The following is a 26,213-nucleotide window of genomic DNA, read 5'->3' as shown; positions in this document are numbered from 1 at the left end:
TCGATCCTTGGCAGCCTTCGGATCCGGTGAGAGCTGGGGACGAAGCGGAAATCTCCCACGGATCTCGGCGGCGAGCCTCGATCCGGACATACCGGTCAGGAGCCTGCTCGCCCGGCACCTGACCGCGGCGTTCGGCCTGAAGCCGGTCACCGCGCGCACACTGGTGGAGGCGGAGCGGATCCTGCCCGTCATCGACAGGCTGGACGAGACCGGGACGCCCGGCTACGGGTCGCAGGCCGCCCGGGCGCTGCAGCCTCGTGATGACCTGCCAGGTCACTTCCCGAGCCGAGCCCTCGGAGCAGCGGCTCTGTGATCGTCGGCGACGGCGGGACGTAGCGTCAGGCCATCAGCGGGGCCGCTTGCCGGAAGGGCGGCTCCCAAGGACAGTCCCTGGCTCGTCGTCACGTACAGGACGCTGCGGCCGGACCGTTCGCGGGCGACCAGCCCGCAGTCGTGCAGCACGCGGAGGTGCTGCGAGATCGCGCTGGGCGTGACGCCGAAGGCCCGCGCCAGGTCCGTCGTCGTCGCGGGAGAGCGAAGCGCCTCCAGCAGTTCGGCGCGCACCCGGCCGAGCAGCCTGACCACGCTGCCCGCGGGCGGCCGCCTCCCCGCCGTCCACAGCGTGCCGGCGCCCCGTGCCGGGTAGCGGACCGTGGTCTGCGTCGAGGTGTTCTTCTTGATGAGCACGTACGGCGAGCCGAGGACGACCGGCATGAGGACGAGCCCGCCGGGGCCGCGGTTCACGACGAGCTCGCGCCGCCAGCGCGGTCCCCCCAGCGTCAGCTGGCCGTCGCGCCAGCGCAGGTCGGGGTGCAGGTCCGCGAACAGCCTCGCCGCGCCGCCCGCCGCCAGCCGCCTGGCGCGGTGGGCGATGTCCGCGTCGAGCACCGCCCGGATCCGTGGCCAGTGGGGCGCGATGAGCCGGTCGTGCGCCGCCCGCAGTTCGGCCGCGATCACGCGCAGGCCCTCAGCCGGCCGGGCGGCGAGAAGGGCGACGGTGGCGGGCAGCTCGTCGCCGAACACCCGCCGAAGGCTCACGCGGACCTGGCGAGCGGTCGTCCTCCGGAGTGCCGCCAGGTCCTCCTCGATGGACGTCTCCGCTCCCTGCGGCGCCGGAACGAGGAACTCCGGCCAGTTCAGCTTGTCGCTCACGATCAGCGACCGCGTCCGCGGGAGGTCGAGCGGAGCGCCGGCCAGCTCGTCGCGCGCCCAGCGCAGCCAGCGAAGATGGACCGGATTGCGGTCGCGGCCGGCCAGTTGCTGGAGGGCGGACACCGTCTCCGACAGCGGCGAGATCGCGAACCGCGTCGCCGCCAGCTCGTCCACCCCGAGCTCGACCCTCAACGCCATGGCTCCGAGTATGCAGCCCTGCTCGCGACGGCCGGCCGGGCAGGGGGACTACCGCTGCTGGGCGGCGTCGTAGGCCGCCTGCGCGGAGGTGATCCGGCCCATGTTGACCTCGGCCCAGTCGCCGATGACGGCGATCGGCTCGATGAGGGAGCGGCCGAGGTCGGTGAGGGCGTATTCGACCCGGGGCGGGACCTCGGCGAAGACCTGGCGGGTGAGCAGGCCGTCGCGCTCCATCCGGCGCAGCGTCTGGGTGAGCACCTTGGGGGCGACGTGGCCGAGCCGCCCGCGCAGCTCCGAGAAGCGCATCGCGCCGTCGCTCAGCGACAGGACGACGAGCACCGTCCACTTGTCGCCGATCCGGTCCAGCACGAGCCTGGTCGGGCAGTCGGGGTCGAAGAGATCGCCCTGGTAGGCGGGGGCGCGCTTGGCCCGGAGGCGTTCGAGGAGACGGGGCGGGGCGATAGTAACCACAAGGTACTTGTAACACATTCAAGCACTCGATACCCAATTGATACTTTCGCCGCGATCCCGGCCGGAGCGCCTTCCGGCGCTGTGGTATCGAACATGTAGCCCCGTGCTAAATGCTGTCGCGGGCGTGCCCGCCCCCCTGACGATCTCCGGCATGAAACTCGACAGGGCACGGACCGAGCGCGGGCGACGACTGTCCGGGGCGTACTGGCGGTTGTGGTGGGCGACAGGTGTGAGCACCGCGGGCGACGGGGTGTTCGCGGCGGCAGTCCCGCTGCTGGCCGTCACGATCACCCGGGATCCCCGGCTCGTCTCGGCGATGTCGGCCGTGACGTACCTGCCGTGGTTGCTGCTGTCCCTGCCCGCCGGGGCGCTCGTCGACCGCTGTGATCGCGCCGCGCTGATGTGGCGTTCGCAGGCCGTCCAGGCGGTGGTCGTCGGCGCCGTCGCGGTCCTGGCGGCGGTCGGTCACCTGGGCATCCCCCTGCTCGCGTTCCTGATCTTCGCCTCGGGCGCGTGCGCGGTCGTCTCGAACAACGCGGCGCAGGCGATCCTGCCCGACCTCGTGGCGGGCCCCCTGCTGCACAAGGCCAACGGCCACCAGCAGGCCGTCGTGACGGCCGGCCGGCAGTTCGCGGGGCCGGTGGTGGGCAGCCTGCTCTTCACCGCCGCCGTGGCCTGGCCCTTCGGCGTGGACGCCGCCACGTTCGTGGTGTCGGCCGCGCTGCTCGCGTCCCTGCCCAGGCCGGCCCGCCGCGGATCCGGGCATCCCCCGCTGCGTGCGGCGGTCGCGGACGGGCTGCGCTGGCTGGCCGGCCACCGCCTGCTGCGGACCCTCGCGCTGCTGCTGGGCGTCAACACCTTCTGCGGCCAGCTGGCCAACGCGACCCTCGTGCTGCTGGCGACCCGGACCATGGGTCTGGACGCGCGCGGTTACGGCCTCCTGCTCGCCGGGGCCGCGGTGGGCGGCCTGCTCGGCGGACTCGTCGGCCCGCGCGTCATCGCGTGGACCGGCGAGCGCGCGGCGCTGGTGACCGCGCTCGCCGCGAACGCCGTCGTCTTCGTGGGGATCGGCCTGAGCCCGGACGTGATCGTGCTGGGCGTGCTGCTGGCCTGCAACGGGTTCGCCGTCACCCTGTGGAACGTCCTGAGCGCCGGTCTCAGGCAGCGCCTCGTGCCCTCCGCGCTGCTCGGCCGGGTGAGCAGCGCGTACAAGACGGTCGGCTGGGGGCTGATGCCGCTCGGGGCGCTGGCCGGTGGGCTGGTGGCCCACTCGTTCGGGTTGCGCGCGGCCTATCCCGTGGCGGGCGTGCTGCGCGGAGTGGCGCTGCTGATCGCCCTGCCCGTGCTGGTCCGCGCGATGCGCCCCGGCGGGCCCCGGAATGAGCACTCCTGATTCGGGAGGGCTACTCCTTCTTGGCGCGGGCCTCGGCCTCGGCGGCGTCCATGGCCGCCGCCTCCTCCGGCGTCGGGGCGGTGCCGCCCAGGTGGGAGGGCTGCCACCACACCCCCGGCGGCACCTCCGGGTACGTGCGCTGCGCCTGGTCCACCAGCTCCGTCAGCCGCTTGTGCAGGTCGGCGGTGTGGTCGTTGACGTTCTCGCCGCGCTTGGGGTGCATCGGCTCGCCCACCACGATGCTCAGCGGGATGTGCCGTTGCGTGAGCTTGCGGGGCCGGCCCTTGGTCCAGAAGCGCTGGCTGCCCCACAGCGCGACGGGGATGATGGGCGTGTTGGTGGCCTGGGCCATGCGGATGGCGCCGTTCTTGATCTCCTTGACGGTGAAGGAGCGGCTGATCGTCGCCTCGGCGAAGACGCCGACGACCTCGCCGGCCTTGAGCATGCGCAGGGCCGTGGCGTACGAGCCCGCGCCCGCCCCCCGGTCGACCGGGATGTGGTGCATGCCGCGCATCAGCGGCCCCGAGATCCGGTGCTCGAACACGTCCTGCTTGGCCATGAAGCGCACCAGCCGCCGCGAGGGCAGCGCCGCGAACCCGGCGAAGATGAAGTCGAGGTAGCTGATGTGGTTGCTCACCAGCACCGCTCCCCCGGTCTGCGGCACGTGCTGCGTACCCTCCATGTGGAAGCGGACGTCGAGCACGCGAAACAGGGTCCGCGCGGCGGCGATCACCGGCGGGTACACGATCTCAGCCATGACCAGAAGGTAGCCTACTCAGGCGGGTGCCACGGTAGTCGGGAGCCGGACCATCCCCCGTACGTTGCCGTGCGAGATGCGCCGGATGCCGTCCTGGTCGATCTCGTACGCGGGGGAGACGGCCTTCGTGAGCTCCTCCAGCGCCACCCGCGCCTCCAGCCGGGCGAGCGGGCCGCCGAGGCAGTAGTGGCGGCCGACGCCGAAGCTGATGGACCTGGCGGTGTCGCGGCCCAGATCGTAGACGTCGGGGTCGGGGAAGACCGACTCGTCCCTGTTGGCGGAGCCGATCAGGATCCACACCTTCGCGTCGGCGGGGACCCGGACGCCGTGCCACTCGGCGGGCGTGGTGAGGCGGCGGGCGATGCCGTGCGCGGGGGTGTCGTAGCGCAGCGACTCCTCCACCCACTCCGTGATGGCGCCGCCGAAGGCGGCGGCGCGCTGGCCGGGGTTGCGCCACGCCCAGTACCAGGCCGCGCACAGCAGGTGGGTGGTGGTCTCCGAGCCTGCCCCGATCAGCAGGAACAGGAACGCCACGATTTCCTCGGGGCTCAGCCCGCCGTCGGCGATGAGCGCCGAGACGAGGTCGTCGCGGGGCTCGGACCGTGGAGCCGCCCGGCGGTCGGCGACGATGGAGGCGTAGTAGTCGCCGAGCGACAGGATGCTCCTGAGCCCCTTGTCGGCCATCCTGCCCTGAGGGTCGTATCCGACCAGGGCGTCGGACTTGTCGCGGACGTCCGCCCGGTCGGAGGGCGGCACGCCCACCAGCTCGGAGATCACGTCGAGCGGCAGCTTGGCGGCGAAGTCGCGGGCGAAGTCGAACGTCCCGCGTTCGAGGCCCTCCTCGATGTAGCCCCGCGCGATCGTCCTGATCATGGGTTCGAGGGCGGCCACCCGGCGCGGGGTGAAGGCCCGCGAGACGATGGCCCGCATGCGGGTGTGGTCGGGCGGGTCCATGGCCACGAACGACAGATACGTACGCGCCTGCGGCCCCCACGCGGCCGGGTCGAGCACGGGGCCGTGGTCGCTGGACAGCAGGGCGCTGTCGCCGAGCGCGGCGGCCACGTCGGCGTGCCGCGACAGTGCCCAGAAGTCGTGCTCGGGATTGTGGTAGAGCGGCGCTTCCCGGCGTAACCACGCGTAGACGGGGTACGGGTCGTGGTTGACCCTCGGGTCGTAGGGATCGTAGGCGACGTCCACCCCGCCCACGCTACGACGCTTGCGCCCTCGTGAAAATGGGCAAATCTTCTCACCATGAAGAAGCTCATCAACACGGCCGATTCCGCCGTCGATGACGCGCTGAACGGCATGACCGCGGCCCATCCCTCGCTGCGGATACGCGACCGGGTGGTCTACCGGGCCGAGGGACCGCGGCCGGGCAAGGTCGGCCTGGTCTCCGGCGGCGGCTCGGGGCATGAGCCGCTGCACGCCGGTTTCGTCGGGTACGGCATGCTCGACGCGGCCTGCCCCGGCGAGGTCTTCACCTCACCGGTTCCCGACCAGATCATCGACGCGACCAGGGCGGTCGACGGCGGCGCCGGGGTCCTGCACATCGTCAAGAACTACACCGGCGACGTCCTGAACTTCGAGATGGCCGCCGAGCTGATCGAGGACGTCGAGGTGGCCAGCGTGCTGGTCGACGACGACGTGGCCGTACAGGACTCGCTCTACACGGCGGGCCGCCGCGGCACCGGGGCCACGGTGTTCGTGGAGAAGCTGGCGGGCGCGCTGGCCGAGCAGGGCGCGCCGCTGGGCCGGCTCGCCGCGGTGGCGGGCGAGGTGGACGAGCGCAGCAGGTCGTTCGGCATCGCGCTGACCTCCTGTACGACGCCGCACGCGGGCAAGCCGACGTTCGACCTGCCGGAGACGGACGTGGAGCTGGGCATCGGCATCCACGGCGAGCCGGGACGGGCCCGGGTGCCGATGGCGTCGGCGCGCGAGCTGGCCGCGATCGCCATGGAGGCCATCCACGGTGACCTGCCGCTCCGCGGCGACCTGCTGGTGATGGTCAACGGCATGGGCGGCACCCCGCTCATGGAGCTGTACGTGGTGTTCGCGGAGGTCGCGGACTTCGTCAGGGGCAAGGGCGCCCGGGTGTCGCGCTCGCTCGTCGGCAACTACGTGACCAGCCTCGACATGCAGGGCTTCTCCGTGTCGATCTGCCTGCTCGACGACGTGCTCACCCGCCTGTGGGACGCGCCGGTCGAGACGCCGGGGCTGCGCTGGGGGCGTTGATGGACACCGACGTGTTCGTGGCCTGGTTCGAGGAGGCGGCCAGGCTGGTGCACAGGGACCGCGACCGGCTGACCCGGCTGGACGCGGCGATCGGCGACGCCGACCACGGCACGAACCTCGACCGCGGCCTCACCGAGGTCCGCAAGACGCTGGCCGAGTCGCCGCCGGGGACTCCCGGCGAGGTGCTGGCCACGGCGGGCGCGACGCTGATCCGCCGCGTCGGAGGCGCCTCCGGGCCGCTGTACGGGTCCGTGTTCCGGCAGATGGGCAAGTCGCTGGAGTCGCCGGTGACGCTGGCCGGGTTCTCGGCGGCGTTCGAGGCCGGGGTGGTCGCGCTCGAACGGCTGGGCAAGGCCGCGCTGGGCGACAAGACCATGGTGGACGCGCTGGTCCCGGCCTCCCGGGCGCTCGCCCTGGCCGTACGCGACGGGATCGGGGTGCACGAGGCGTTCGAGCGGGCGGCCAGGGCCGCCGAGGAGGGGGCGAAGGACACGATCCCGATGCGGGCGCGGAAGGGGCGGGCCAGTTACCTGGGCGAGCGCAGCATCGGGCACGAGGACCCGGGGGCGGCGTCGGCGGCCCTGTTCATGGCGGCCCTGGCCTCGGTGGTGGCGTGATGAACGGCCATGACCTCGCTGACGGCCTCGGTGATCGCGTGATGTGCCGCCGGCTGATCGGTGGGGCCCGGTGATGGTGGGGCTGGTGCTCGTCTCGCACAGCGCGGGGCTGGCGGCGGAGGCGGCGGCGCTGGCGCGCGGGATCGCCGGGGCCGACACGCCCGTGGCCGCCGCCGGAGGCACGCAGGACGGCGGGCTGGGCACGAGCCTGGACCTCATCGAGGCCGCGCTGCGCAGCGTCGACCAGGGCGACGGGGTGGTGCTCATCCCCGACCTGGGCAGCTCGGTGCTGACCGCCCGCCTGCTGGAGGAGGACGGGCGGGTGGTGGTCGCGGACGTGCCGTTCGTGGAGGGGTCGATCGCCGCGGCGGTGGCGGCGGGCGCGGGCGTGCCGCTGGCCGACGTGCTGGAGGCGGCCGAGGAGGCCCGGAGCTACCGCAAGCTCTGACAAAAGCCTCTCTCCGAGCTCAGTGGCCCTTGAAGGCCTCCTCCAGCCACCAGGAGCCGTGCTCCGCCGTGACCTTGGCGTGCACCAGGAGCGGCCGGTCGCGGGGCCCGGCCACCCAGTCGGCCACGCCCGCCAGGTCGCCGGGCCCGCCGACCGTCACGGCGGCGAAGCCGTGGCCCCGGGCGATGGCGGCGAGATCGGCGGGCGGGAACGTGACCGTCCCGAGCGGGTGCCCGTGCGGCCCGAAATGGTGGACCTCGGCCCCGTACGCCTCGTCGTCGTACACCACGACGACCATGGGCAGGCCGAGCCGGACGACGGTCTCCAGCTCCGCGATGCCCATGAGGGCGCCGCCGTCGCCGAGCGCGGCCACCGGCAGCCGGTCCGGCCGGGCCAGCGCGGCGCCGATCGCCGTCGCCAGGCCCAGCCCGATCGACTGGAACGCCTGCGTGAAGCAGAAACCACCCTCATCTGGGACATCAATAAACATCGACGGATATCCCATGAAATTTCCGGAATCGACGGCGACGATCCGCTCCCGCGGCAGAAGGTCGTCCAGCCCGATGCTGAGCGTCCTGGGGTCGATCCGGCCGCCGCCGCTCTCGTCCTCGTACGGCACGTCCCGCCAGCGCCCCTCGGCCCGCACGCGGGCGGCGACCTCCGGCGACCGGTACCCCTGACGAGAGGCGACCCGGGCCGCCACCGCCTCCGCGACGCGCGCCACGTCCCCCGTCACGCCCAGGTCGGCGGGCACGTGGGCAGTGAACGCCGCCGGGTCGAGATCGACCTTCACGACCTTCGCGCCGGGCGTGATGAGCGTTCCGTGGCGGGTCGTCCACATGTTCAGCGCGCATCCCCACGCGACGACCAGGTCGGCGCCGCGGATCAGCTCGGCGGCCGGCGGCGTCGCGAAGCCGCCGCTCACGTCGAGGTCCCACGGGCTGCCGCGGAACAGCCCCTTCGCGACCGCCGAGGTGGCCAGCAGGGCGCCCACGCGGCCGGCCAGCTCCTCCAGCTCCCGCCGCGCGTGCCTGGCGCCGCGCCCCGCGATGAACACCGGCCGCTCGGCCGCGCCGAGCAGCCGCGCCAGCTCCTCCACTTCCAGGGCAGGAGGACCCGCCGGAGGGGCCGCCGGCACGTCGACGGTCCCCTCGAAAGGGGCGGACTGGACGTCGAGCGGCAGGTTCAGCAGGACCGCGCGCCGCTCCCCCAAGGCCACCCGGTACGCCTCGGCCGCCCGCGACACCGCCTCCTCCGGCGCGCTGACGCGCATCGCCACGGCGCCGACCGCCGTCGCGAGCGCCGCCTGGTCGATGTGGAAGTTGGACCGGACCTCCGTGGCCTCCCCGGCCAGCACGACGAGCGGCGTACGGCTCTTGGCCGCCTCGGTGAGACCGGTCAGGGCGTTGGTGAGCCCCGGTCCCTGGTGCACCGACACGACGCCGACCCGGCCGCTCATCCGCGCGTACGCGTCGGCCATGGTGGCGGCCCCGCCCTCGTGGCGGGCGGCGACGTAGCGCACGCCGCCCGCCACCAGGGCGTTGGTCACGTGGAAGTTACCGCTGCCGACCACCCCGAAGGCGGTCTCGACGCCGCAGGCGGCCAGGGCCCGCCCCACGGCCTCCGCGACGATCAACGCTCCACCAGGGCCAGCACGCGCACGGGGCTGCCGGAGCCGCCCACGATGGGCAGCGGCGGCGCGACCACGACGGCGCCGGTCACGGGCAGGAGGTCGAGGTTGCGCAGCTGGGTCAGGCCGTACTTGCCCGCCCCCAGCAGGAAGGAGTGGCACGGGAAGGCCGGGTCGAAGGAGTGGGCGGCGCCCGCGTCGGTGCCGACGGTCTCGACGCCGAGCCCGGTGATCGGAGTCTCGGACGCCAGCCACCGGGCGCACTCCACCGAGATGCCGGGCGTGTGGGGGCCGGAGGCGTCGGCGTTCAGGAAGGCGGCCTGGTCGCCGGAGCGGGTGTCCCAGCCGGTGCGGTAGAGCAGCCAGCCGCCGTCGGGCAGCGGGCCGTTGACGCGTTCCCACTCCTTGACGTGGTCGATCTGGAGGAGGAAGTCGGGGTCCTTGGACGCCTCGGCGGCGAAGTCGAGCACCACGGCGGGCGCGATGAGGCTGCGCGCGGGCACCTGGGAGACGTCCTGGCCGTCGCGGGCGGTGATCCAGTGGACGGGGGCGTCGAAGTGGGTGCCGGTGTGCTCGCCGGTGTGGATGTCGTTCCAGTACCAGGCGGGGCCGCGGTCGTCGTAGCGGCTGATCTCCTCCAGGCGGAACGGGATCGTGTTGCCGAACGGCTCGGGCAACTGGAGGATCGGCGTCCCGGACGAGAGTGGCGCCGTCAGGTCGATCACCTCGATCGCCCCGCTGCGCACGCTGTCCACGAAGCTCTGCAACACCGACATGTCATTCTCCTCGGGTGGGCTGTGCGCATCCTCCTACGCACACCCCACCAGTGCCAACAACCTCAGCCCTTGAGTCCGCTGAAGCTCATCGTGGCCACGAAGTGCCGCTGCGCCAGGATGAACGCGAGCACCAGCGGCAGCACCGCGATCACGTTGCCGGCCATCAGCGCCGACCACTCGGTGTGCCGGGCGCCGGCGAAGGTGGCCAGCCCGAGCTGCAGCGTGAAGCCCGACTCCGACGAGATCGCGATGAGCGGCCAGATCAGGTCGTTCCAGGCGCCGAGCAGCGTGAACACCACCAGGGTGGCCAGCGCGGGCCGGGCCAGCGGCAGCACCACGCGGAAGAACACGCCCAGGCGGGAGCAACCGTCGATGACGGCGGCCTCCTCCAGCTCCTTGGGCAGCGACAGGAAGAACTGCCGCATCAGGAACACCCCGAACGCCGACGCCAGCCACGGCACGATGGCCGCCCCCAGCGTGTCGATCAGCCCCATGTTCTTGAACAGCAGGAACGTCGGGATCATCAGCACCTGGGTCGGCACCATGATGGTGGCCATGACCGCCGCGAAGGCGACCCCGCGGCCGCGGAACTCGATCCGGGCGAAGCCGTACCCGGCCAGTGAGCAGAGCACCACGTGCCCGAGCACCGCCGACCCGGCCACGATCATCGTGTTGGCCAGCCAGAGCGGATACTCGTCCTCGGTGAGAATCCGCCTGAACCCGTCCAGCGTGAAGTGCTCGGGCCAGAGCTTGGGCGGGTAGGTGTTGATGTCGGCGTCCGGCATGAACGCGGTCAGCGCCATCCACACCAGCGGCGCCACGAACAGCAGCGCGAGCGGCATCAGGAACAGATGGGCGAGGCTGCGGCGCGTCACTTCGCACCCCTCCACAGGACCGCGCCCGACACGGCGAGCGTCACGATGAACAGGACATAGGCGATGGCCGTGCCGTAGCCGGAGTGGAAGAGCTGGAACGCCTGCCGGTAGAGGTAGAACACGATGGTCGTCGTGGAGTCGAGCGGCTGGCCCTTGGTGGTGGTGTAGACGAGGTCGAACAGCTGCAGCGCGGTGATCGTCTGCCAGATCAGCAGGAAGACCGTGGCCGGGCGCAGCTGCGGCAGCACGACGTGGCGCAGCACGTGCCGGCCCGCGCCGCCGTCCACCCGGGCCGCCTCGATCAGCTCGCGCGGGATGTCCTGCAGGGCGGCCAGGTAGACCACGGCGGGCATGCCCACGCCGCCCCAGATCGAGATCGCGACCAGGGTGAGCATCGCCTGGCCGGGATCCTGCAGGAAGCCCATCGCGGGCAGGCCGAGCGCCTTCAGCCCGGCGTTGACGATGCCGAAGTCGGGGTCGAAGACGAAGTTCGACAGGATGCCCGTGGCGGCGGCGGAGACGACGTACGGGACGAAGAAGCACGTGCGGTAGAACCCGATGAGGCGGATCCTGAGGTTGAGCGCCAGCGCCAGCGCGAGCCCGAGCGCCACCGAGCCGGGCACGAACAGCACGGTGTAGAGCAGCGTGTGCCCGGCCGCCGCGGCCAGCTCGGTGTCGCCGAGCATGTCGCGGTAGTTCGCCGGCCCGACGTAGTCGCCGCCGGTGAGCAGGTCGCCGTCCCGCAGCGAGAGCAGCAGCGCCCACACCGCGGGGAACAGGCTGAGCCCGACGATCACGAGCGTCGCCGGGAGCACGAAGCCCCACCCGGTCAGCTGGGGCGCCCACCGGCGCCGCCGCGCCGGCGGCGCGCTCACCCGCGCCGCCCTGCTCACCGTCGGGGCTGTCATCGCGAGCGCCCCAGCACCGCGTCGGCCTCGGTCGCGGCCTTGGTGAGGGCCTGCTGCGCGGGCGTGCCGCCGACCATGGCCTGGGCGATCGCGTCGCCGACCTTCTCGGAGAACTCCGGGTACGCGGGCAGGGGCGGCCTGGCCTGCTTGGCGTTCTCGAGGTTCGCGGTGAAGACGTCGATGCCGGGGAAGTCCTTGACGAACTTCTGGTACGCCGGCAGCGCGGTCGTGGCCTTGCGCAGCGGCAGGTTGCCCAGGCCGAGCGACCACCGGGCGTCCTGCTCCGGCTTGGAGAGCCAGGTGAGGAAGTCGGCGGCGGCCTTGGCCCGGCGCGAGCCGTTGTCGAACACGACCCAGTTGTCCGGCCCCGCGACCGTCTCGTGGTTGCCGTTGTAGCCGGGCAGCACCTGCACGCCGTAGGAGATCTTGTGGTCGATGATGTCCAGCAGCGCGTACGGCGCCGCGGCGATCATCCCGATCTTGCCGCTCTGGAACAACGGCACGAACTTCTCACCATTTTGATCGAGATATACGGACTTGTCCTCGCGGGCCATGGCGCTCCACAGGTCGAGCGCCTGCGCCGCCTGCGGCGTGTTGAACGCCGACTTCTTGCCGTCCGGCGTCAGGATCGAGCCGCCCTGCTGCCAGATCATCGGCCAGAACCGCCACACCGTGTCCTCCAGGCCGGTCACGGGGTACGCGGTGCCGTACACGCCGCCGCCGGTCAGCTTCTTCGCCGTGGCGCGGAAGTCGTCCCAAGTCCAGTCCTTGGACGGGTAGGCCAGCCCCGCCGCGTCGAACAGCTTCTTGTTGTAGATGACGGCCAGGTTGTCGACCAGGGCGGGGATGCCGACGACCTTGCCGTTCACCTCCGACACGGCCCGCTCCGACGGCCAGAAGTCGTCCCACCCGAACCCGGGGGCCTTCACGGTGGCGGCCAGGTCGAAGACCTTGGGGTTGCGCGCCAGATTCGGCATCCACGTGCCGTACATGTACGCGATGTCGGGCGCCTTGCCGCCCGCCAGCACGGCCTGGACCTTCTGCAGCATGTCGTCCACGTTCGTGGACCCCACGGCGGGCGTGATCTTCACGTCCGGGTGGGCCTTGGAGTACTCGGCGGCCAGCTCCTCGATGACCTTCGCCTGCAGCTCCGTCTGGCCGTGCCACCAGGTGATCTCGACCGGGCCCGTGGCGTCCTCGGAGGAGGAGCCGCAGGCCGTCAGCAGCCCGGCCACCAGCACGAGCGCCGCCGCGCCCGTCGCCATGCCCTTCATGACCGGCTCCTCAGGGACTCCGGCATCAGCTCGCCGTGGGCCTCGAACAGCGCGTCGCACAGGGCGTCGATCTGCTCGACGGTGAGGGTGGCGGCCGTGTTCGGGTCGGCCATCATGGCGTGCCGGACGTGCTCGGGCCGCCCCTCGGTGACGGCGCGCACGGTCAGCTCGTTGACGTTGACGTAGGCCCGGTTGAGCGCCGCGCACTGCGCGGGCAGGTCGCCGACGGCCGTCGGGCGGACGCCGAGCGCGTCGGCCACGCACGGCACCTCCACCACGCAGCCGTCCGGCAGGTTTCCGACCAGGCCCCTGTTCTGGACGTTCCCGTAGACGACCCGGCTCGTGCCGGTGGTGACGCTGTGGATGATCTGCGGGGCGTATTCCATGGTCCCCTCCACGGTGATCGGCCGGCCCGCTCTCAGCGCGTCGCGGGTGGCCTCGTACTGGCGCACGTTCTCCTCGCTGATGCCGAGGTACGCGCCCACGGGGATCCGCAGGCGCTCGATCTCGCTCTCGTCGTGCAGGTACCAGGGCACGTACTCGGCCGAGTGCTCGCTCGTCTCGGTCGGGTAGTGGCCGAGCCTGCGGTACATGTCCACGCGCACCCGGCGCAGCAGGCCGGGGTCGCGCTCGATGGCCTCGTCCAGGCGCGGGTAGAGGTCCTCGCCGCCGGACTCGAAGCGCAGCATCCACGACTGGTGGTTGACGCCCGCCGCGAGGTACGACACCTCCTCCAGCGGCACCCCGATCAGCTCGGCCAGGTCGTGGGCCGTCCAGTAGATGGAGTGGCAGAGCCCGACCACGTTGCGCACGGGAGTGGCGGCGGCCAGGTACCAGACGTTCATGGCCATCGGGTTGGTGTAGTTGAGCAGCCACGCGTCCGGGCACACCTCGGCCACGGCCCGGCCGATCCGGTCGAGCGCCGGGAAGGTGCGCAGGGCGCGGAAGATGCCGCCCACGCCGATGGTGTCGGCGATCGTCTGGCGCAGCCCGTACCGGGCGGGCACCTCGAAGTCGACGCGCGTGGCGTCGATCATGCCGACCTGGATCATGTTGATCGCGAAGTCGGCGCCTTCGAGGGCCCGGCGCAGGTCGAGGTGGGCGGAGATCTTGACGGGGCGCCCGGCCACGATGACGCGGGCGGCGGCCTCGGCGGTGTCCAGCCGTTCGGGGTGGATGTCGTGCAGCGCCACCTCGAACTCCCCCAGATCGGGGAAGGCCGCCAGGTCCGCCAGCAGCCCTTGGGTGAACTCGACGCTTCCCGCGCCGAGAAAGACGATCTTCATACGTCCTTCCAGGTAGGCTGGGCGGCGGTGCCGCCGGCGGCCCGGGTCGAGAGGGATCCGCAGGTCACGGCCACGCTCAGGCATTCGCGCAGGCTCATGCCGCGCAGCCGGGCGGCCAGGAAGCCGGCGTCGAAGCTGTCGCCGGCGCCGACGGTGTCCACCGGCTCGACGGGGACGGCGGGTGCCCGGGTCAGCTCGCCGCCCTGCCACGCCAGCGCGCCGTTCCCGCCGTCCTTGACGATCACGGCGGGACCGAGGCCGCCGATCCGGGCCGCCGCGGCCTCGACGCACTCGCGCTCGGCGCCGAAGAGCCGGGCGGCGACGGCCTGGGCCTCGGCGGCGTTCGGCAGGAACACGTCCACCTCGGCCAGCACCTCCCCGAGCCCGTCCCACTCCCCGGCGGGGTCGTCGTTGGTGTCCAGGGAGGTGGTGGCGCCCCCGCGCCGCTCCTCCGCCAGGAAGCCCGGCAGGCCGGGCGCGAGCCCCGGCTGCAGGAAATACGACGACACGTGGACGTGCTCGGCCACACCGCGCGGCAGGTCCTCCACGGTCAGGTACGGCAGGCAGCCGGGCGAGGTGAGGATGGCCCGGTCCGCCCCGTCGGCCAGCACCACGGTCATGGCCGTGGGCCGGGAGTCGATCACGCAGCGGGAGACGTCCACGCCCCGGCCGGCCATGACGTCCAGCACGAAGCGCCCGGCCGCGTCGTCGCCCACGCGCCCCGCGAACGCGGTCCGCAGCCCCAGCCGGGCCGCCCCGCACGCGGTGATCGCGCCGGACCCGCCGAGCACCAGGTCGCCGCCGGCGACGAGCTGTTCGCGCTGGCCGTACGCCAACCCGCGCGGCGCCCCGGAGAGCACCACGTCAGGGTTGGCGTCACCGACGACCAGCAGGTCGAAATCACGCGCCACGGCAGGGCACGCGATAGGCGTCGAGCTCGTACTTCTTCTTCAGCGAGTTGAAGTTCTGGGCGTTGGACTTCGCGCAGAAGGCCGAGGTGCCCAGGTTGTACTCGACGTTGAAGACGGCCTTGCCCGCCTTGACGAACTGGTCGTAGCCGTAGTCGTCGTTCTGCGCGGTGGTGCACTCGGAGTGCTCCCAGCACTCCTCGTTCACCGCGAAGTCGAAGTACGGCAGCAGCGCCGGGATCTGCTCGACGTCGTTCTTGAGCGCGACCGACAGGCCCCGCCGGTGGGCCTCGTTGGCGAACCAGGCGTTGTAGGCGAGCTGGTCGGCGGCCTTGAGCGGGAAGCCGCTGTCGTTGCTGTAGCCGTCGACGTTGTCGGGCTCCACGGCGTCGAACCCGGCGGCCTTGCACATGTCCAGCCGGGCCTTCATGATGTCGCCGAGCTTGCCGGTGTACTTGCGGACGTCGAGCCAGCGCTCACCCGGCCAGTCCTCCAGCGGCTTGCCGAGCACCTCGGGCGGAAACTGGCCCGCGTCCGGGCGCCAGTCCTCGTACGTGCCGGCGCTGACGTAGCAGACGACGCCGCGGCCCGGCTTGTCGGCCTTGAGCGACTTGACGATCGCGCCGTCCTTGGCGGCGAAGCCGTCGATGTCGAACATCTGCACGTTCGGGTACGGCTTGGTCGGCAGGGAGGAGAGCTGCCACTGCCAGGACGTGTTCAGGGCGGGCTTCCAGCAGCCGTTGCAGGCGACGGGAGCGGGCAACGCCTTGGGGGCTGCGGCTTCTGCGGCGGCTTCTGCGGCGGCTTCTATGGCGGGGGCGGAGATGAGGGCGGTGGCGGCCAGGGCGGCCGCGGAGATGAGAGCTGGGAGACGACGCACAGGCACTCCTCGCGAACGTTCGGGTTCGGATTAGTGGCGCTGCGCGCTGTTCCGCACTCTCCGCGTCGCGTCCTGGCCAGGGACGCCGGAGTGGCGTGGCCCATATCCGTAGGACGTCACGCCAGCACGCTCCAGGCGTGCCTCCCTTCCTGCTTGCCGCACAGAATTGCGCATTCTTGCTCTTTTGTCCAGACTTTGATGCACAAAAGCGTCATACCTTGGTCCACTCCGCGCATCCGGCGGTCCGGAACGCCTTGTCCGTGGCCTGGACGGTGACGCTCGCCGGGCCCGACGGCATGCCGCTCGCGATCTCGTCACCCGTGGCGCTCCTCAGGCGGGCCCAGTAGCACATGGGGATCCCCGCGGTCGGGCCCGCCGTGCGGTAGGTGCCCGGCTGGATGTCCGTGCCCACGATGAGCGTCCGCATGGACAGGGAGTTGAACGCGGGACTGCTGCCGGTCCCCCCGCTCGGCGGGCCGGTCTGCCCCGGCGGGTTCTGACCGGGCCCCGTCTGGCTGGGCCCAGTCTGAGTGGGCCCCGTCTGACCGGGACCCGTCTGGGTGGGGCCCGGCTGGACCGGCGCCGTCTGACCGGGCCCGGGCGGCTGCGTGCCCTGAGGCTGGGTGGGCTGGACCGGCGACGACGGGCCGGTGGCCTCGGGCTCCGGCGGCTGGGTGTCCTCGACCGTGACCGTGACCCGCGGGGCGGGCTCCTCCGACGTCCCGGCCGCGCCGAACCCTACGAAGACCCCCAGCAGGAACCCGAGCAGCGCGGCGAGCCCGGACACGAGCACGATGATCGTCGGACTGCTCGTGGCACGCGGATACTCAGGTGGATAGTCAGGAGGCCCGTACATCACGGACCAAGGGTGCCATCCCTGTCAACGATGGAGATAGTCGACGAGCGACGCCTTCTCCGTCTCCAGCTCCTCGATCGCGCTCTTGACCACGTCGCCGATGCTCACGATGCCCACGAGCCGGCCGTTCTCGACCACCGGCATGTGCCGGAACCGCTGCGTGGTCATGATCTGCCGCAACGAGTCGACGTTCTCGCCGGGACCCACCGTGCGCACCTCGGTGGTCATGATCGCGGACACGGGGCCGTCGAGGATCGCCGGGCCGCGGTCGTGCAGACGGCGCACGACGTCACGCTCGGACACGATGCCCTCGATGGACAGGCCGTCGGTGGAGACCACCACGGCACCGATATTGCGCTCGGCGAGCGTGGCCAGCAGTTCGCGTACCGTCGCCCCGGGCGACACGGTAGCCACGTCACTTCCCTTGGCGCGGAGAATCGTCCCGATGAGCATGTGCACCACCTCTTGCAACTCAGTCTTCCAGGCCTTGCGTACAGGCAAACAACCCCGTGGGGACGACGTCAAGGGGAGCCGGGTCGTAACGGTGCGGTCACTTTTCGTGCCTGGCTGACAACATGTGACCTGCGTCTCATACCTTTCGCGCAAATTCCCACGAAAGCATCGACTACTAGACAACCCGTCAGTAGGGTTGCCACTCATCCGTAGGCGGCGGAGGTGGTCATGGCGGTAACCCGAGGTCGCCGATGACCCTTTCCGGGTACGTCGGACGCCGGGCCGGGTCGGCGCTCGGCCAGGTCGGCGAGTTGTTCGTCATCGTCCTGGAGGGCCTGCGCAGAACCTGGGACATCAGGCGCTGGTGGTGGGAGTTCGTCGAGCAGTGCTGGTTCCTGGCCCGGGTCACCAGCGTCCCGGTCCTGCTGGTCGCCCTGCCGCTGGGCGCCACCGTGGCACTCCAGGTGGGCGAGCTGGCCAGGCAGCTGGGCGCCAGCTCCGCGACCGGCAGCGCGGTCTTCGTCGGGCTCATCCGCGAGGTGGCGCCGCTGGCCAGCGCGCTGCTGATCGCCGGCGCCGGGGGCAGCGCGATGACCTCCGACATCGGCGCGCGCCACATCCGCGACGAGCTGAGCGCGATGGAGGTCATGTCGGTCAACCCGATCCACCGCCTGGTCACGCCGCGCATGTGGGCGGCCAGCACGATCGCGGTCTGCCTGTGCCCGCTGGTCATCCTGGCCGGCGCGAGCGGCGGCTACTTCTTCAACGTCGTCGTGCAGGGCGTCACCCCCGGCGCGTACTTCGACGGCGCGTTCTCCCTGGTCGTCGCCTCCGACCTGTACGTGACGCTGTTCAAGGCGTGGATCTTCGGGTTCATCGCGGCGGCGGTCGCCTGCTACAAGGGCATGACGTGCGCCTCCAGCCCCGTCGGCGTGGGGCGGGCGGTCAACCAGGCGACCGTGGTGACGTTCATGCTGGTGTTCGCGTTCAACTACGTGATCTCGGCCGTCTACTTCCTGGCCTACCCGCCGAGGTCGCTGTGATGATGGTGACGCGCACGGCCGGTCTGCGGCTCGCCCTGCGGGGGCGGGACGTCGCCGAGCGCTTCGCGACGCTGGCCGACTGGCCGCTGTTCGTGTGGAAGGTGCTGTTCTACTCCGTACGCGACGTCGTCCTGCGGCTCAAGTTCTTCAAGGTCGTCATCAGGCAGGTCAGCGACGTCGTGGTGGGCGTCGGGGCGACCGTCATCGGCGGCGGCATGATCTTCGTGGTGTTCACGATGGCCTTCGTCGTGGGCGCGACCGTGGGCCTGCAGGGCTACCAGGGGCTGCAGGCGATCGGCGCGGAGTCGTTCATGGGCCTGGTGGGCAGCTTCGCGAACGTCCGCGAGATCACTCCGATCATCGCGGCGACGGCGCTGGCGGCGCAGGTGGGCTCGTCGTTCACGGCGGAGCTGGGCGCGATGCGGATCTCGGAGGAGATCGACGCGCTGGAGGTCATGGGCATCAACGCCTTCACGTACCTGATCTGCACCAGGGTCGTGGCGGCGCTGCTGGCGCTGGTGCCGATCTACCTGATCGCGCTGTTCGCCAGCTTCTTCGCCACCCGGCTGATGTGCACGGTGCTGTTCGGCCTGGCGCCGGGGGTCTACGACTACTACTTCTACCTGTATCTGCCGGTCCGGGACATAGCGTTCAGCGTCACCAAGGTCGGCGTGTTCGCCTTCGCGGTCATCGTGATCCACTGCTACTACGGCTTCCACGCCACCGGCGGCCCGGTGGGCGTGGGCGTGGCGGCGGGCCGTGCCATCCGCCAGTCGATCGTCACGATCGTGCTGCTCAACCTGCTGCTGTCGTACCTGTTCTGGGGCGGCGGCGGCAACATACCGCTGACGGGGTGAGCCGATGGGCCGATTCCAGCTCTCCCTCGCCGCCCGGGTGGGCATCGCGTTCGCGGTGCTCGTCGTGTTCGCCGCGGCCACCCTGTACGTCGTCCGCACCGCCACCGAGCTGAGCGGGACCAGGATCGACGCCGTGTTCGCCCGGGCCGGGCAGGGCCTGGACGCCGGCTCCCCCGTCAAGATCCGCGGCATCACCGTCGGCAAGGTGACGGGCGTGTCGCTGGACGCCAAGGGCCGGGCCGTGGTGACCATGCACCTCGACCCCGGCGTCAAGGTCCCGGGCTCCACGGTCGCCTCCGTCGAGCCGGCCTCGGTGTTCGGCCCCAAGTTCCTCGACCTCAAGCCCGGCTCCGGCGAGACCACCGGCCCCTACCTGGCCGGCGGCGCCGTCATCACCGACACCGAGGGCCCGCTCGACCTGTCCGACACGCTCGGCGCCGCCTACCGCGGCCTGGACGCCGTCGACCCGCGCGAGGTCACCGTCATCGTGCACACCCTGGCCCAGGGCCTGGACGGCGAGGGCGGCAACCTGCGCGAGCTGATCGGCGACGCCGGCACGGTCATCGGCGTCGCGCACCGGCAGCGCGGCCGGGCCAGGCAGTTCCTGCACGACGCCGCCCTGCTGGGCACGGCTCTGCGGGACAAGGGCGACGACCTCGTGTCGATCTCCTCCGACGTCAACGTCATCACCCCCGACCTGCTCGCGCGGGCCGACAGGGTACGCGCGCTGCTCGACGAGGTGACCTCCGTCTCCGGCCTGGCGGCCCACGGGCTGGCCGAGCACCGTCAGGACCTGCGGGCCGGCGTGCACTCCGGCGAGCGGGTGGCCGCGCTCATCTACGCCCAGCTCGGCCTGGCCGGCGACGGCGTACGCGGGCTGAACAGGCTGGTGGACCTGCTCAACGAGCTGATCGAGGCACCCGGGCCGGGCAACACCCGCCAGCTCCAGGTCGAGGCGTTCGTGGCGACCGACATCTGCGAGCTGATCGTCGGCGCCTGCGGCCCGACCGACGGGAGGCGCTGAGATGCGGCGGGCCTGGACGTTCGCCCGGTTCGCGGTCTTCGTCGGCCTGTGCGTGGCGCTGATCGTGGTGATCGGCGTGCAGATCGCCCGGGTGAGCACGGGCAGCGGCTACCGGCTGGTCGCCCTGTTCGACGACGTGTCGGGGCTGAACGAGGGCGATCAGGTGAAGATCGCCGGAGCGCCCGTGGGCCAGGTGGACACGATCAAGGTGGTGGACGGGCGGGCCGAGGTGACCATGGAGGTGCAGCAGGGGATCACCGTGCCCGCCGACACCGAGGCCGCCATCCGCTGGCGCAACGCCGTCGGCCAGCGCGTGGTCTACCTGCTGCCCGGCACCGCGCCCGGCAGGCTGGCGCCCGGGGCGCGGATCACCCGTACGTCCTCGGTCGTGGACATCGGCCAGCTGGTCAGCGACCTCGGCCCGCTCACCCGCAGCCTGGACCCCGACCAGATCAACCAGCTCCTCACCGCCGCCGCCAAGTCGCTCAAGGGCAACGAGCAGAACATCCCGAGGCTGCTCGACAACGTCAACGCCATCACCACCACGGTCACCGAGCGCAAGAAGACCATCGAGCAGCTGCTGAAGGACTACGCCACCGTCACCGGCGTGGTCGCTCGGCGCGACAAGCAGATCGAGCAGCTCGTCGACAACCTCGTCACGCTGTCGGAGGCGTTCGCCGACAACCGGGAGCTGATCGACGAGTCGCTGGTGCGGTTGTCCACGACCGTCCACACCTCCAACGAGGTGCTCGGCAAGAACGCCGACGAGCTGGGCCGGCTGGTCGACAACCTGTCGGGGCTGACCGGCGGCATCAGGCGGCACGTGAACGAGGTCGACAGGACGATCAGCACGTTCCAGCCGCTGTTCGCCCGCGCGTACCAGACCGTCGACCGCGGCCGCTATTTCATCACCGCGGTGCCGTGCGTGGCGCTGAGCGCCGCGCCCTGCCCGTACGGGATGCAGGCGCCGCCGCCGCTGCGCAACACGCGGGTCCAGAGCACGAAGGACCTCCAGAAACTCCTGGTGGGCGAGTGATGGCGCTCAAGTCCTTCCGCGACCGCAACCGGATCGTCGTCGGCCTGGCGTCGCTGGCCACGCTCGCCGCGATCCTCGCCGGCACGTTCCTGGTCGGCAACCTGGGGCTGCTGGAGGGCGGCTACTACATGTCCGGCGTGTTCGTGGACTCCGGCGGCCTGCGCACCGGCAACGACGTCAGGGTCGCCGGGGTGCGCGTCGGCAAGGTCACCGAGGTCCGCGCCGACTACGCGCAGGGGAACGTGGTGGTCACCTGGAAGGTGGACGACGGCGTGCGGCTCGGCCGCGGCACCCGGGCCGACATCACCCTGTCGAACCTGCTCGGCGGCCGGTACGTCAAGCTCACCGGTCCCGTCGCGGCCCCGTACATGGACCAGCTCCCCGAGGGACGGCGGCGCATCCCCGTGACCCGGACCGGCGTGCCCACCCTGATCAACGACGCCATCAAGGACGCGACCCGGCTGGTCCAGCGCCTGGACACCGACGCCGTCGACGACCTGCTCGCCGAGCTGGACAAGGTCGACCTCGGCAAGCGCGGGCGCATCACCCGGCTGCTGCGCAACATCGGCGACCTGTCGGACACGATCGGCAAGAGCGAGCCGCAGCTCCAGCGGCTCATCGACAACGGCACCAGGATCATGAACGTCCTGGAGAAGAAGGACCGGCAGCTCGCCCGGCTCATCGACGCCATCGGGGTCATGCTGGCCGAGCTGCGCAGGCGGCGCGACGAGCTGCGCACGCTGCTGGGCGACGGCAGCGACCTGGTGCGCAGCACCACCAAGCTGATCAACGAGCACGAGAAGACCCTCGTCCAGGTGCTGGACGACAACGCGGCCATCACGACCCGGCTCAGCGACAGCAACAAGCAGTTCAATTCGCTCCTGGCATGGGCGGGCCCGACCTTCTCCGGCCTGTCCACGATGGGCGGTCAAGGCCCGTGGCTCGAGGCCATAGCCACGGGCCTTGGCCCCATCAACCCGGAGGTGCTCGCCGCCATCTCCAAGGACAGGAAGAGTGCCGGATGAGACGGCTGATCGCGACGCTGCTGGCCGTGGCCGGGATGTTCCTGTCGTCGGGGTGCACCGTGCTGGGGCCGGAGCCGTACCGGCTGGTGGCGATCTTCCGGAAGGCGCCCTCCCTGTACGAGCAGGCGCGGGTCAAGGTGATGGGGCTGGACGCCGGATATGTCGAGAAGATCCGGATCGATGGGGACAAGGTGAGAGTCGACCTGCTGGTGGACCGGCAGGTGCCGCTCCCGGCCGGCGTGAAAGCCGTGGTCGCGCCCCAGAACACGCTCGGCGAGCGGAACGTCGTCCTCTATCCCCCGTGGAAACCCGGCGACGAGAAGGTCGCGCCCGGGACGGTCATCCCCCTGGAGCGCACGGACCTGCCGGTGGAGATCGACGACGCGCTCGACGCGTTCACCAAGCTCACCGACGCGCTCGACGACAAGAAGCTCGGCTCCGTGGCGAGCGACCTGGCCGACGGGGTCAGGGGACGCGGCAAGACCATCAACAACGCCATCGCCGACACCTCCCGGCTCACCGGCACTCTGGCCAAGCAGGACCAGCAGCTCATCGACCTCGCCAAAGGGCTGAACCGGCTGGCCACCAGCCTCAACAGGCGCGAGAGCCAGGTGACGGGCGCGATCGACTCGTTCGCCGAGGCCGGCTCGATCCTCGCGGAGGAGCGGCGGCGGCTGCGCGACTTCGTCACCGGCATCGCCGACTTCGTACGGCGCGGCGACGTGATCATCGAACAGTACTCCGAGCGGCTCCCCCAGGCCGCCGGGACGCTGGCCGAGCTGGTGCTGACCATGCGCGCCAACAGCGCGTCCGTGGCGCAGGCGGTCAAGGGCGCGGCCGACTTCGCCGACGTGGTGATCGACTCGTGGGACAGGAAGCAGCACGTGCTGAAGATCCGCGTCGTGCTCAACGCGATGACCAGGGCGTGGCTGACGCCGCTGTTCGAGTCGCTGAACCTGGGGCGGGTGCCGTGCCTGCCCGCCGGGCTGAGCAACTGCCCCTACGAGCAGCAGGGCAGGCGCCGATGAGAGCCCGGCTGGCGGCCGCGATCCTCGCGCTCGCTGTTACGGCATCCTGCTCGCTCCAGACCCTCGGCGCGACCACCGGCGACCTGACCCTGCACGCGGTCTTCGACGACGTGCAGAGCCTGGTGGCCGGGCACAGCGTGCAGATCTCCGACGTACGGGTGGGCACGGTCACCGACATCCGGCTGGAGGGCTACCGGGCCAAGGTGACGATGTCGATCGTGTCCAGGTACCGGGTGCCCCAGGGCAGCACGGCCACCGTGGCCAAGACGTCGGTGCTGGGCGAGAACTACGTCCTGCTCACGCCGCCCGCGGGCAAGGACCTGGCCACGGGGCCGTACCTGAGCAACGGCGCCACCATCGCCGAGACGTCGGTCGAGCCGGACATCGAGCAGGTCACCGCGAAGGCCGGGCCGCTCATCGAGGCACTCGGCGCACAGGACGTGAACGCCATCCTGGACGCGGCCTCCACCGCGTTCGCCGGGAAGGGCGACGACGTCAACAAGCTGATCAAGCAGACGGCCGAGGTCACCGACGCCTACGCCGCGGCCCGCCGGGACCTGGGCACCAGCATCGACGCCCTGGCCAAGCTGGGCGACGACCTCGCCAAGGGCAGCGGCGAGCTGGACCGGCTGCCGGGCACGCTGGCCGCCGCCACCGCGCGGCTCGCGCACGGACGCAAGCACGTGAAGAAGACGATCATCGCGCTGACCAGGCTGGCCAAGGAGGCCAACCTCACCGTCTACCCGAGGCACGCCGCCCGCCTGCGCACGCTGCTGCTGGAGCTGGAGGCCATCTCCTCGTCGATGCAGCGGGGCAAGGAGGACCTCAAGACGCTGGTGGCGCGGCTCCAGAAGTTCATCGACGCGCCGCCGATCACGGTCAACGGGCAGGTGCTCATCTACCTGTGGCTGAAGGGCGTCCTGCTGCCCAAGAGATCGTCGGACGGGCCGCTGCCGAACCGGATCGAGGACTTCCGCCTGCTCCTGGAGCCGCCGCGATGAGACACCGGATCTACCTGAACCTGGGCTTCTTCGCCGTCCTGGGCGTGGTCATGACCGTCTGGGCGTTCAGCACGATCATCCGGCTGGACGCCATCGAGCGGCCCTACCGGGTCTCGGCCGAGTTCGTGTCGTCGCCGGGCCTCATCCGGGGGTTCGACGTGGCGTATCTGGGGGTGCGCGTCGGCAAGATCGGCGACGTTCGGCTGGCGCCCGGCAGGATCGTGGTGGGTCTCGACATCGACAGGGGGATCCGGCTGCCGAAGGGCGCCACGGCCGAGGTGCGGCGCAAGTCGGCCATCGGGGAGCCGTACGTGGAGCTCTCGCCGCCCGCCACCGGCGCGGCGGGCCCCTCTCTCGCGGCCGGGGACACCATCCCGCTGGCCAAGACGTCGGTGCCGCTCGACTACAAGAAGCTGTTCGAGGGCGTCGGCAAGCTGCTCAACGCGGTGCCGCCGCGCGACGCGAAGACGATCACCCATGAGCTGGCCGTCGCGCTGGACGGGCGGGCCCCCGCGATCAGGAACATCATCGACGACGCCCACTCCCTGACCGGCACGCTGGCCGACAACGCCGCCGTACTCGACGACCTGTCGGTGCAGCTCACGCGGCTGACCCACACGCTGGCCGGCAAACGGGGCGAGCTGGCCTCCGGGATCACGGACCTGAGCACGGTGACGAGCACGCTGCGCGCCTCCCGTGCCGACCTGAACGCCTTCCTCGACCGGGGGCCAGGGGTGTTCGCCCAGCTGGACGCGGCCGTCAAGAAGTCCAGGCCCGGGTTCTCGTGCCTGCTGACGGCCCTGGGGCAGCCGCACCGGCCGGCGTTCTCGCCGGAGACCGAGCGGAACGTGCACCATCTGCTCAGCATCGTCCCGACCGCGCTCAGCCTGGCGGACGACATCAGCGAACGCCACGGCGACACCGTCTACGGGAAGGCGTCGTTCATCTTCAGCGTGCCGGGCGGGCCGATGCCGGCCGAGGAGTACGCCGGCGCGGCCGCGCCGCCGACCGTGCCCGCCCTGCGCTCCTGCCCCTCCCCCGCCGCCGGGGACCCCGGGGATTCCGGCGAATCCCGGGATTCCGGCGAATCCCGGGACTCCGGGGACTCACGCGCGGATCGCCGCCAGGGCACCGCCGCACCCGCCGAGTCCGCGCGCCCGGTGGCGAGGAACACCGAGAAACCGAAGCAGCGCCCGGAGACCACGCCGTCGCCCAGCGGCGCGGCGGCCGCCGGGCCCGCGTCCCGCACCCCACCGAACGCCACCCCCCTGATTGCCGGGATATTCCTCGCGGTGGTGGCCGGCGGTGGCATCGTGGGCTGGATCGCGACGGGCCGGGCCGCCCGCCGCCGTGAGGAGTCGAAATGACCACCAAGCAGGACCTCGCAGAGGACGCCCGCACCGATGAGGCCCCCTCTGAGGAATCCCCTGAGGCCCCTTCTCCTGAGGCCCTTTCTCCTGAGGACACGACGGTGGCCGCCGCCGCCCCGAAGGGCGGCGGGCGTGTCACGCGGGCCCGGCTGCTGGGGACGCTGGCGGCGATGCTGGTGGCCGCGCTCGCCGCCACGGCCGTGCTGCAGTGGATCTCCGCCTCCCAGGCCGAGGCCGCGCGGACCAGGCTCGAGTCCGAGCGCGCGCTTCGGCTGGAGGTGTCGGGGGCGGCCGGCGCGTTCAGCAAGGCCCTGCTCAGCTACGACTACCAGAACCTCCAGAGCACCCGCTCCACGCTCGCCGCCCAGGCCACGGGCGACTTCCTGGCCACCTACGACGCGGCTTTCGGCGGGGCGATGGCGCAGGTCATCGTCAAGCTCAAGGCCACCTCGCAGGCCACGGTCCGCGAGGTCTACCTGTCCGACGTCGACGAGGCCACCGCTCACGCGATCGTCGTGGTCGACCAGCAGGTGAACACCTCCGAGGCGATCCGCTCCGTCAAGGACTCGCACCTTAAGATCAGCCTTGTGAAGGAGAAGGGGAGCTGGAAGATCCATGACGTGACCGTTCTCGGCGCGGCCTCGGAGGACCAGTACAACCTCACCGGCGACAAGAAGAAGGACTGACCATCGGTTCCTTAGCGATGGGTGGCCGC

At 71.4% G+C, this 26,213-nt stretch carries 28 protein-coding genes; 14 read left to right on the top strand and 14 right to left on the bottom strand.

Annotated elements, in window-relative coordinates; genetic code table 11:
• Positions 1–7 precede the first annotated feature (7 nt).
• Positions 8–313 (top strand): hypothetical protein, encoded by a 306-nt coding sequence (locus tag ACIBQ1_RS01990; RefSeq protein ID WP_397274054.1) that lies wholly within the window; start codon positions 8–10, stop codon positions 311–313.
• Here ACIBQ1_RS01990 and ACIBQ1_RS01985 read toward each other — a convergent pair.
• Both ACIBQ1_RS01985 and ACIBQ1_RS01980 read right to left on the bottom strand, forming a co-directional pair.
• The gene (locus tag ACIBQ1_RS01985; RefSeq protein ID WP_397274053.1) at positions 274–1,350 is read right to left on the bottom strand and encodes an ArsR/SmtB family transcription factor; all 1,077 of its coding nucleotides are present in this window, start codon (positions 1,348–1,350) and stop codon (positions 274–276) included. The genes ACIBQ1_RS01990 and ACIBQ1_RS01985 overlap by 40 nt on opposite strands.
• 48 nt (positions 1,351–1,398) lie before the next feature.
• Positions 1,399–1,821, bottom strand: a complete 423-nt coding sequence (locus ACIBQ1_RS01980) for a winged helix-turn-helix transcriptional regulator (RefSeq protein ID WP_397274052.1) — start codon at positions 1,819–1,821, stop codon at positions 1,399–1,401.
• A gap of 151 nt (positions 1,822–1,972) precedes the next feature.
• Here ACIBQ1_RS01980 and ACIBQ1_RS01975 point away from each other — a divergent pair, with 151 nt between their 5' ends.
• The gene (locus tag ACIBQ1_RS01975; protein WP_397274051.1) at positions 1,973–3,214 is read left to right on the top strand and encodes an MFS transporter; all 1,242 of its coding nucleotides are present in this window, start codon (positions 1,973–1,975) and stop codon (positions 3,212–3,214) included.
• A gap of 10 nt (positions 3,215–3,224) precedes the next feature.
• Here the strand turns inward: ACIBQ1_RS01975 and ACIBQ1_RS01970 are convergent, their stop codons facing one another.
• Positions 3,225–3,971 carry a lysophospholipid acyltransferase family protein gene (locus ACIBQ1_RS01970; RefSeq protein ID WP_397274050.1) on the bottom strand — a complete coding sequence of 249 codons (747 nt, stop codon included), beginning with the start codon at positions 3,969–3,971 and terminating at the stop codon, positions 3,225–3,227.
• Between the two features lie 18 nt (positions 3,972–3,989).
• On the bottom strand, positions 3,990–5,168 hold the full coding sequence (locus ACIBQ1_RS01965) for a cytochrome P450 (protein ID WP_397274049.1): 1,179 nt from the start codon (positions 5,166–5,168) through the stop codon (positions 3,990–3,992).
• 54 nt (positions 5,169–5,222) lie between these two features.
• Here ACIBQ1_RS01965 and dhaK point away from each other — a divergent pair, with 54 nt between their 5' ends.
• The 3 genes from dhaK (at position 5,223) to ACIBQ1_RS01950 (ending at position 7,268) form a co-directional block, all read left to right on the top strand.
• Complete coding sequence (gene dhaK, locus ACIBQ1_RS01960) at positions 5,223–6,203, top strand: dihydroxyacetone kinase subunit DhaK (protein WP_397274048.1); 981 nt, start codon at positions 5,223–5,225, stop codon at positions 6,201–6,203.
• Positions 6,203–6,820: a dihydroxyacetone kinase subunit DhaL gene (gene dhaL, locus ACIBQ1_RS01955; protein ID WP_397274047.1), complete on the top strand. Its 618-nt coding sequence runs from the start codon at positions 6,203–6,205 to the stop codon at positions 6,818–6,820. The genes dhaK and dhaL overlap by 1 nt, the downstream gene beginning before the upstream one ends.
• Positions 6,821–6,893: 73 nt before the next feature.
• On the top strand, positions 6,894–7,268 hold the full coding sequence (locus ACIBQ1_RS01950) for a PTS-dependent dihydroxyacetone kinase phosphotransferase subunit DhaM (RefSeq protein ID WP_397274547.1): 375 nt from the start codon (positions 6,894–6,896) through the stop codon (positions 7,266–7,268).
• Between the two features lie 19 nt (positions 7,269–7,287).
• On the opposite strand, the gene ACIBQ1_RS01945 is transcribed toward ACIBQ1_RS01950, so the two are convergent.
• The 10 genes from ACIBQ1_RS01945 to ACIBQ1_RS01900 form a co-directional block, all read right to left on the bottom strand.
• A complete protein-coding gene (locus tag ACIBQ1_RS01945; RefSeq protein ID WP_397274046.1) occupies positions 7,288–8,904 on the bottom strand; it encodes a thiamine pyrophosphate-binding protein in 1,617 nt (538 codons plus the stop codon).
• Positions 8,901–9,674, bottom strand: coding sequence for a cyclase family protein (locus tag ACIBQ1_RS01940; protein WP_397274045.1), 774 nt, complete (start codon positions 9,672–9,674; stop codon positions 8,901–8,903). The genes ACIBQ1_RS01945 and ACIBQ1_RS01940 overlap by 4 nt, the downstream gene beginning before the upstream one ends.
• Positions 9,675–9,736: 62 nt before the next feature.
• Positions 9,737–10,549, bottom strand: coding sequence for a carbohydrate ABC transporter permease (locus tag ACIBQ1_RS01935; RefSeq protein WP_397274044.1), 813 nt, complete (start codon positions 10,547–10,549; stop codon positions 9,737–9,739).
• Positions 10,546–11,457 carry a carbohydrate ABC transporter permease gene (locus ACIBQ1_RS01930; protein WP_397274043.1) on the bottom strand — a complete coding sequence of 304 codons (912 nt, stop codon included), beginning with the start codon at positions 11,455–11,457 and terminating at the stop codon, positions 10,546–10,548. Before ACIBQ1_RS01930 ends, ACIBQ1_RS01935 begins: the two co-directional genes overlap by 4 nt.
• Positions 11,454–12,731, bottom strand: coding sequence for an ABC transporter substrate-binding protein (locus tag ACIBQ1_RS01925; RefSeq protein WP_397274042.1), 1,278 nt, complete (start codon positions 12,729–12,731; stop codon positions 11,454–11,456). The genes ACIBQ1_RS01930 and ACIBQ1_RS01925 overlap by 4 nt, the downstream gene beginning before the upstream one ends.
• On the bottom strand, positions 12,728–14,017 hold the full coding sequence (locus tag ACIBQ1_RS01920) for an alpha-glucosidase/alpha-galactosidase (RefSeq protein ID WP_397274041.1): 1,290 nt from the start codon (positions 14,015–14,017) through the stop codon (positions 12,728–12,730). The genes ACIBQ1_RS01925 and ACIBQ1_RS01920 overlap by 4 nt, the downstream gene beginning before the upstream one ends.
• A complete protein-coding gene (locus ACIBQ1_RS01915) occupies positions 14,014–14,928 on the bottom strand; it encodes a carbohydrate kinase family protein (RefSeq protein ID WP_397274040.1) in 915 nt (304 codons plus the stop codon). Before ACIBQ1_RS01915 ends, ACIBQ1_RS01920 begins: the two co-directional genes overlap by 4 nt.
• Positions 14,918–15,805 (bottom strand): endo alpha-1,4 polygalactosaminidase, encoded by an 888-nt coding sequence (locus tag ACIBQ1_RS01910; RefSeq protein WP_397274039.1) that lies wholly within the window; start codon positions 15,803–15,805, stop codon positions 14,918–14,920. The genes ACIBQ1_RS01915 and ACIBQ1_RS01910 overlap by 11 nt, the downstream gene beginning before the upstream one ends.
• A 211-nt stretch (positions 15,806–16,016) precedes the next feature.
• A complete protein-coding gene (locus tag ACIBQ1_RS01905) occupies positions 16,017–16,592 on the bottom strand; it encodes a hypothetical protein (RefSeq protein WP_397274038.1) in 576 nt (191 codons plus the stop codon).
• Between the two features lie 93 nt (positions 16,593–16,685).
• The gene (locus ACIBQ1_RS01900) at positions 16,686–17,114 is read right to left on the bottom strand and encodes a CBS domain-containing protein (RefSeq protein ID WP_397274037.1); all 429 of its coding nucleotides are present in this window, start codon (positions 17,112–17,114) and stop codon (positions 16,686–16,688) included.
• Positions 17,115–17,365: 251 nt separating this feature from the next.
• Here ACIBQ1_RS01900 and ACIBQ1_RS01895 point away from each other — a divergent pair, with 251 nt between their 5' ends.
• The 9 genes from ACIBQ1_RS01895 to ACIBQ1_RS01855 are packed head-to-tail and all read left to right on the top strand — an operon-like array spanning position 17,366 to position 26,184.
• On the top strand, positions 17,366–18,157 hold the full coding sequence (locus ACIBQ1_RS01895) for an MlaE family ABC transporter permease (RefSeq protein ID WP_397274036.1): 792 nt from the start codon (positions 17,366–17,368) through the stop codon (positions 18,155–18,157).
• Complete coding sequence (locus ACIBQ1_RS01890; RefSeq protein WP_397274035.1) at positions 18,157–19,014, top strand: ABC transporter permease; 858 nt, start codon at positions 18,157–18,159, stop codon at positions 19,012–19,014. Before ACIBQ1_RS01895 ends, ACIBQ1_RS01890 begins: the two co-directional genes overlap by 1 nt.
• Before the next feature lie 4 nt (positions 19,015–19,018).
• A complete protein-coding gene (locus ACIBQ1_RS01885; protein ID WP_397274034.1) occupies positions 19,019–20,038 on the top strand; it encodes an MlaD family protein in 1,020 nt (339 codons plus the stop codon).
• 1 nt (position 20,039) lies between these two features.
• Positions 20,040–21,074 carry an MCE family protein gene (locus ACIBQ1_RS01880; RefSeq protein ID WP_397274033.1) on the top strand — a complete coding sequence of 345 codons (1,035 nt, stop codon included), beginning with the start codon at positions 20,040–20,042 and terminating at the stop codon, positions 21,072–21,074.
• Positions 21,074–22,099 (top strand): MlaD family protein, encoded by a 1,026-nt coding sequence (locus ACIBQ1_RS01875; protein WP_397274032.1) that lies wholly within the window; start codon positions 21,074–21,076, stop codon positions 22,097–22,099. The genes ACIBQ1_RS01880 and ACIBQ1_RS01875 overlap by 1 nt, the downstream gene beginning before the upstream one ends.
• A complete protein-coding gene (locus ACIBQ1_RS01870; protein WP_397274031.1) occupies positions 22,096–23,127 on the top strand; it encodes an MCE family protein in 1,032 nt (343 codons plus the stop codon). The genes ACIBQ1_RS01875 and ACIBQ1_RS01870 overlap by 4 nt, the downstream gene beginning before the upstream one ends.
• Positions 23,124–24,128 (top strand): MCE family protein, encoded by a 1,005-nt coding sequence (locus ACIBQ1_RS01865; protein WP_397274030.1) that lies wholly within the window; start codon positions 23,124–23,126, stop codon positions 24,126–24,128. The genes ACIBQ1_RS01870 and ACIBQ1_RS01865 overlap by 4 nt, the downstream gene beginning before the upstream one ends.
• Positions 24,125–25,495: an MlaD family protein gene (locus tag ACIBQ1_RS01860; protein ID WP_397274029.1), complete on the top strand. Its 1,371-nt coding sequence runs from the start codon at positions 24,125–24,127 to the stop codon at positions 25,493–25,495. Before ACIBQ1_RS01865 ends, ACIBQ1_RS01860 begins: the two co-directional genes overlap by 4 nt.
• The gene (locus tag ACIBQ1_RS01855; RefSeq protein ID WP_397274028.1) at positions 25,492–26,184 is read left to right on the top strand and encodes a hypothetical protein; all 693 of its coding nucleotides are present in this window, start codon (positions 25,492–25,494) and stop codon (positions 26,182–26,184) included. Before ACIBQ1_RS01860 ends, ACIBQ1_RS01855 begins: the two co-directional genes overlap by 4 nt.
• Positions 26,185–26,213 lie beyond the last annotated feature (29 nt).

This window comes from Nonomuraea sp. NPDC050153, from assembly GCF_044460125.1.
Classification (GTDB): domain Bacteria; phylum Actinomycetota; class Actinomycetes; order Streptosporangiales; family Streptosporangiaceae; genus Nonomuraea.
Note: the sequence above shows the minus strand (reverse complement) of the source record. Positions and strands in the feature narration are given on the sequence as shown.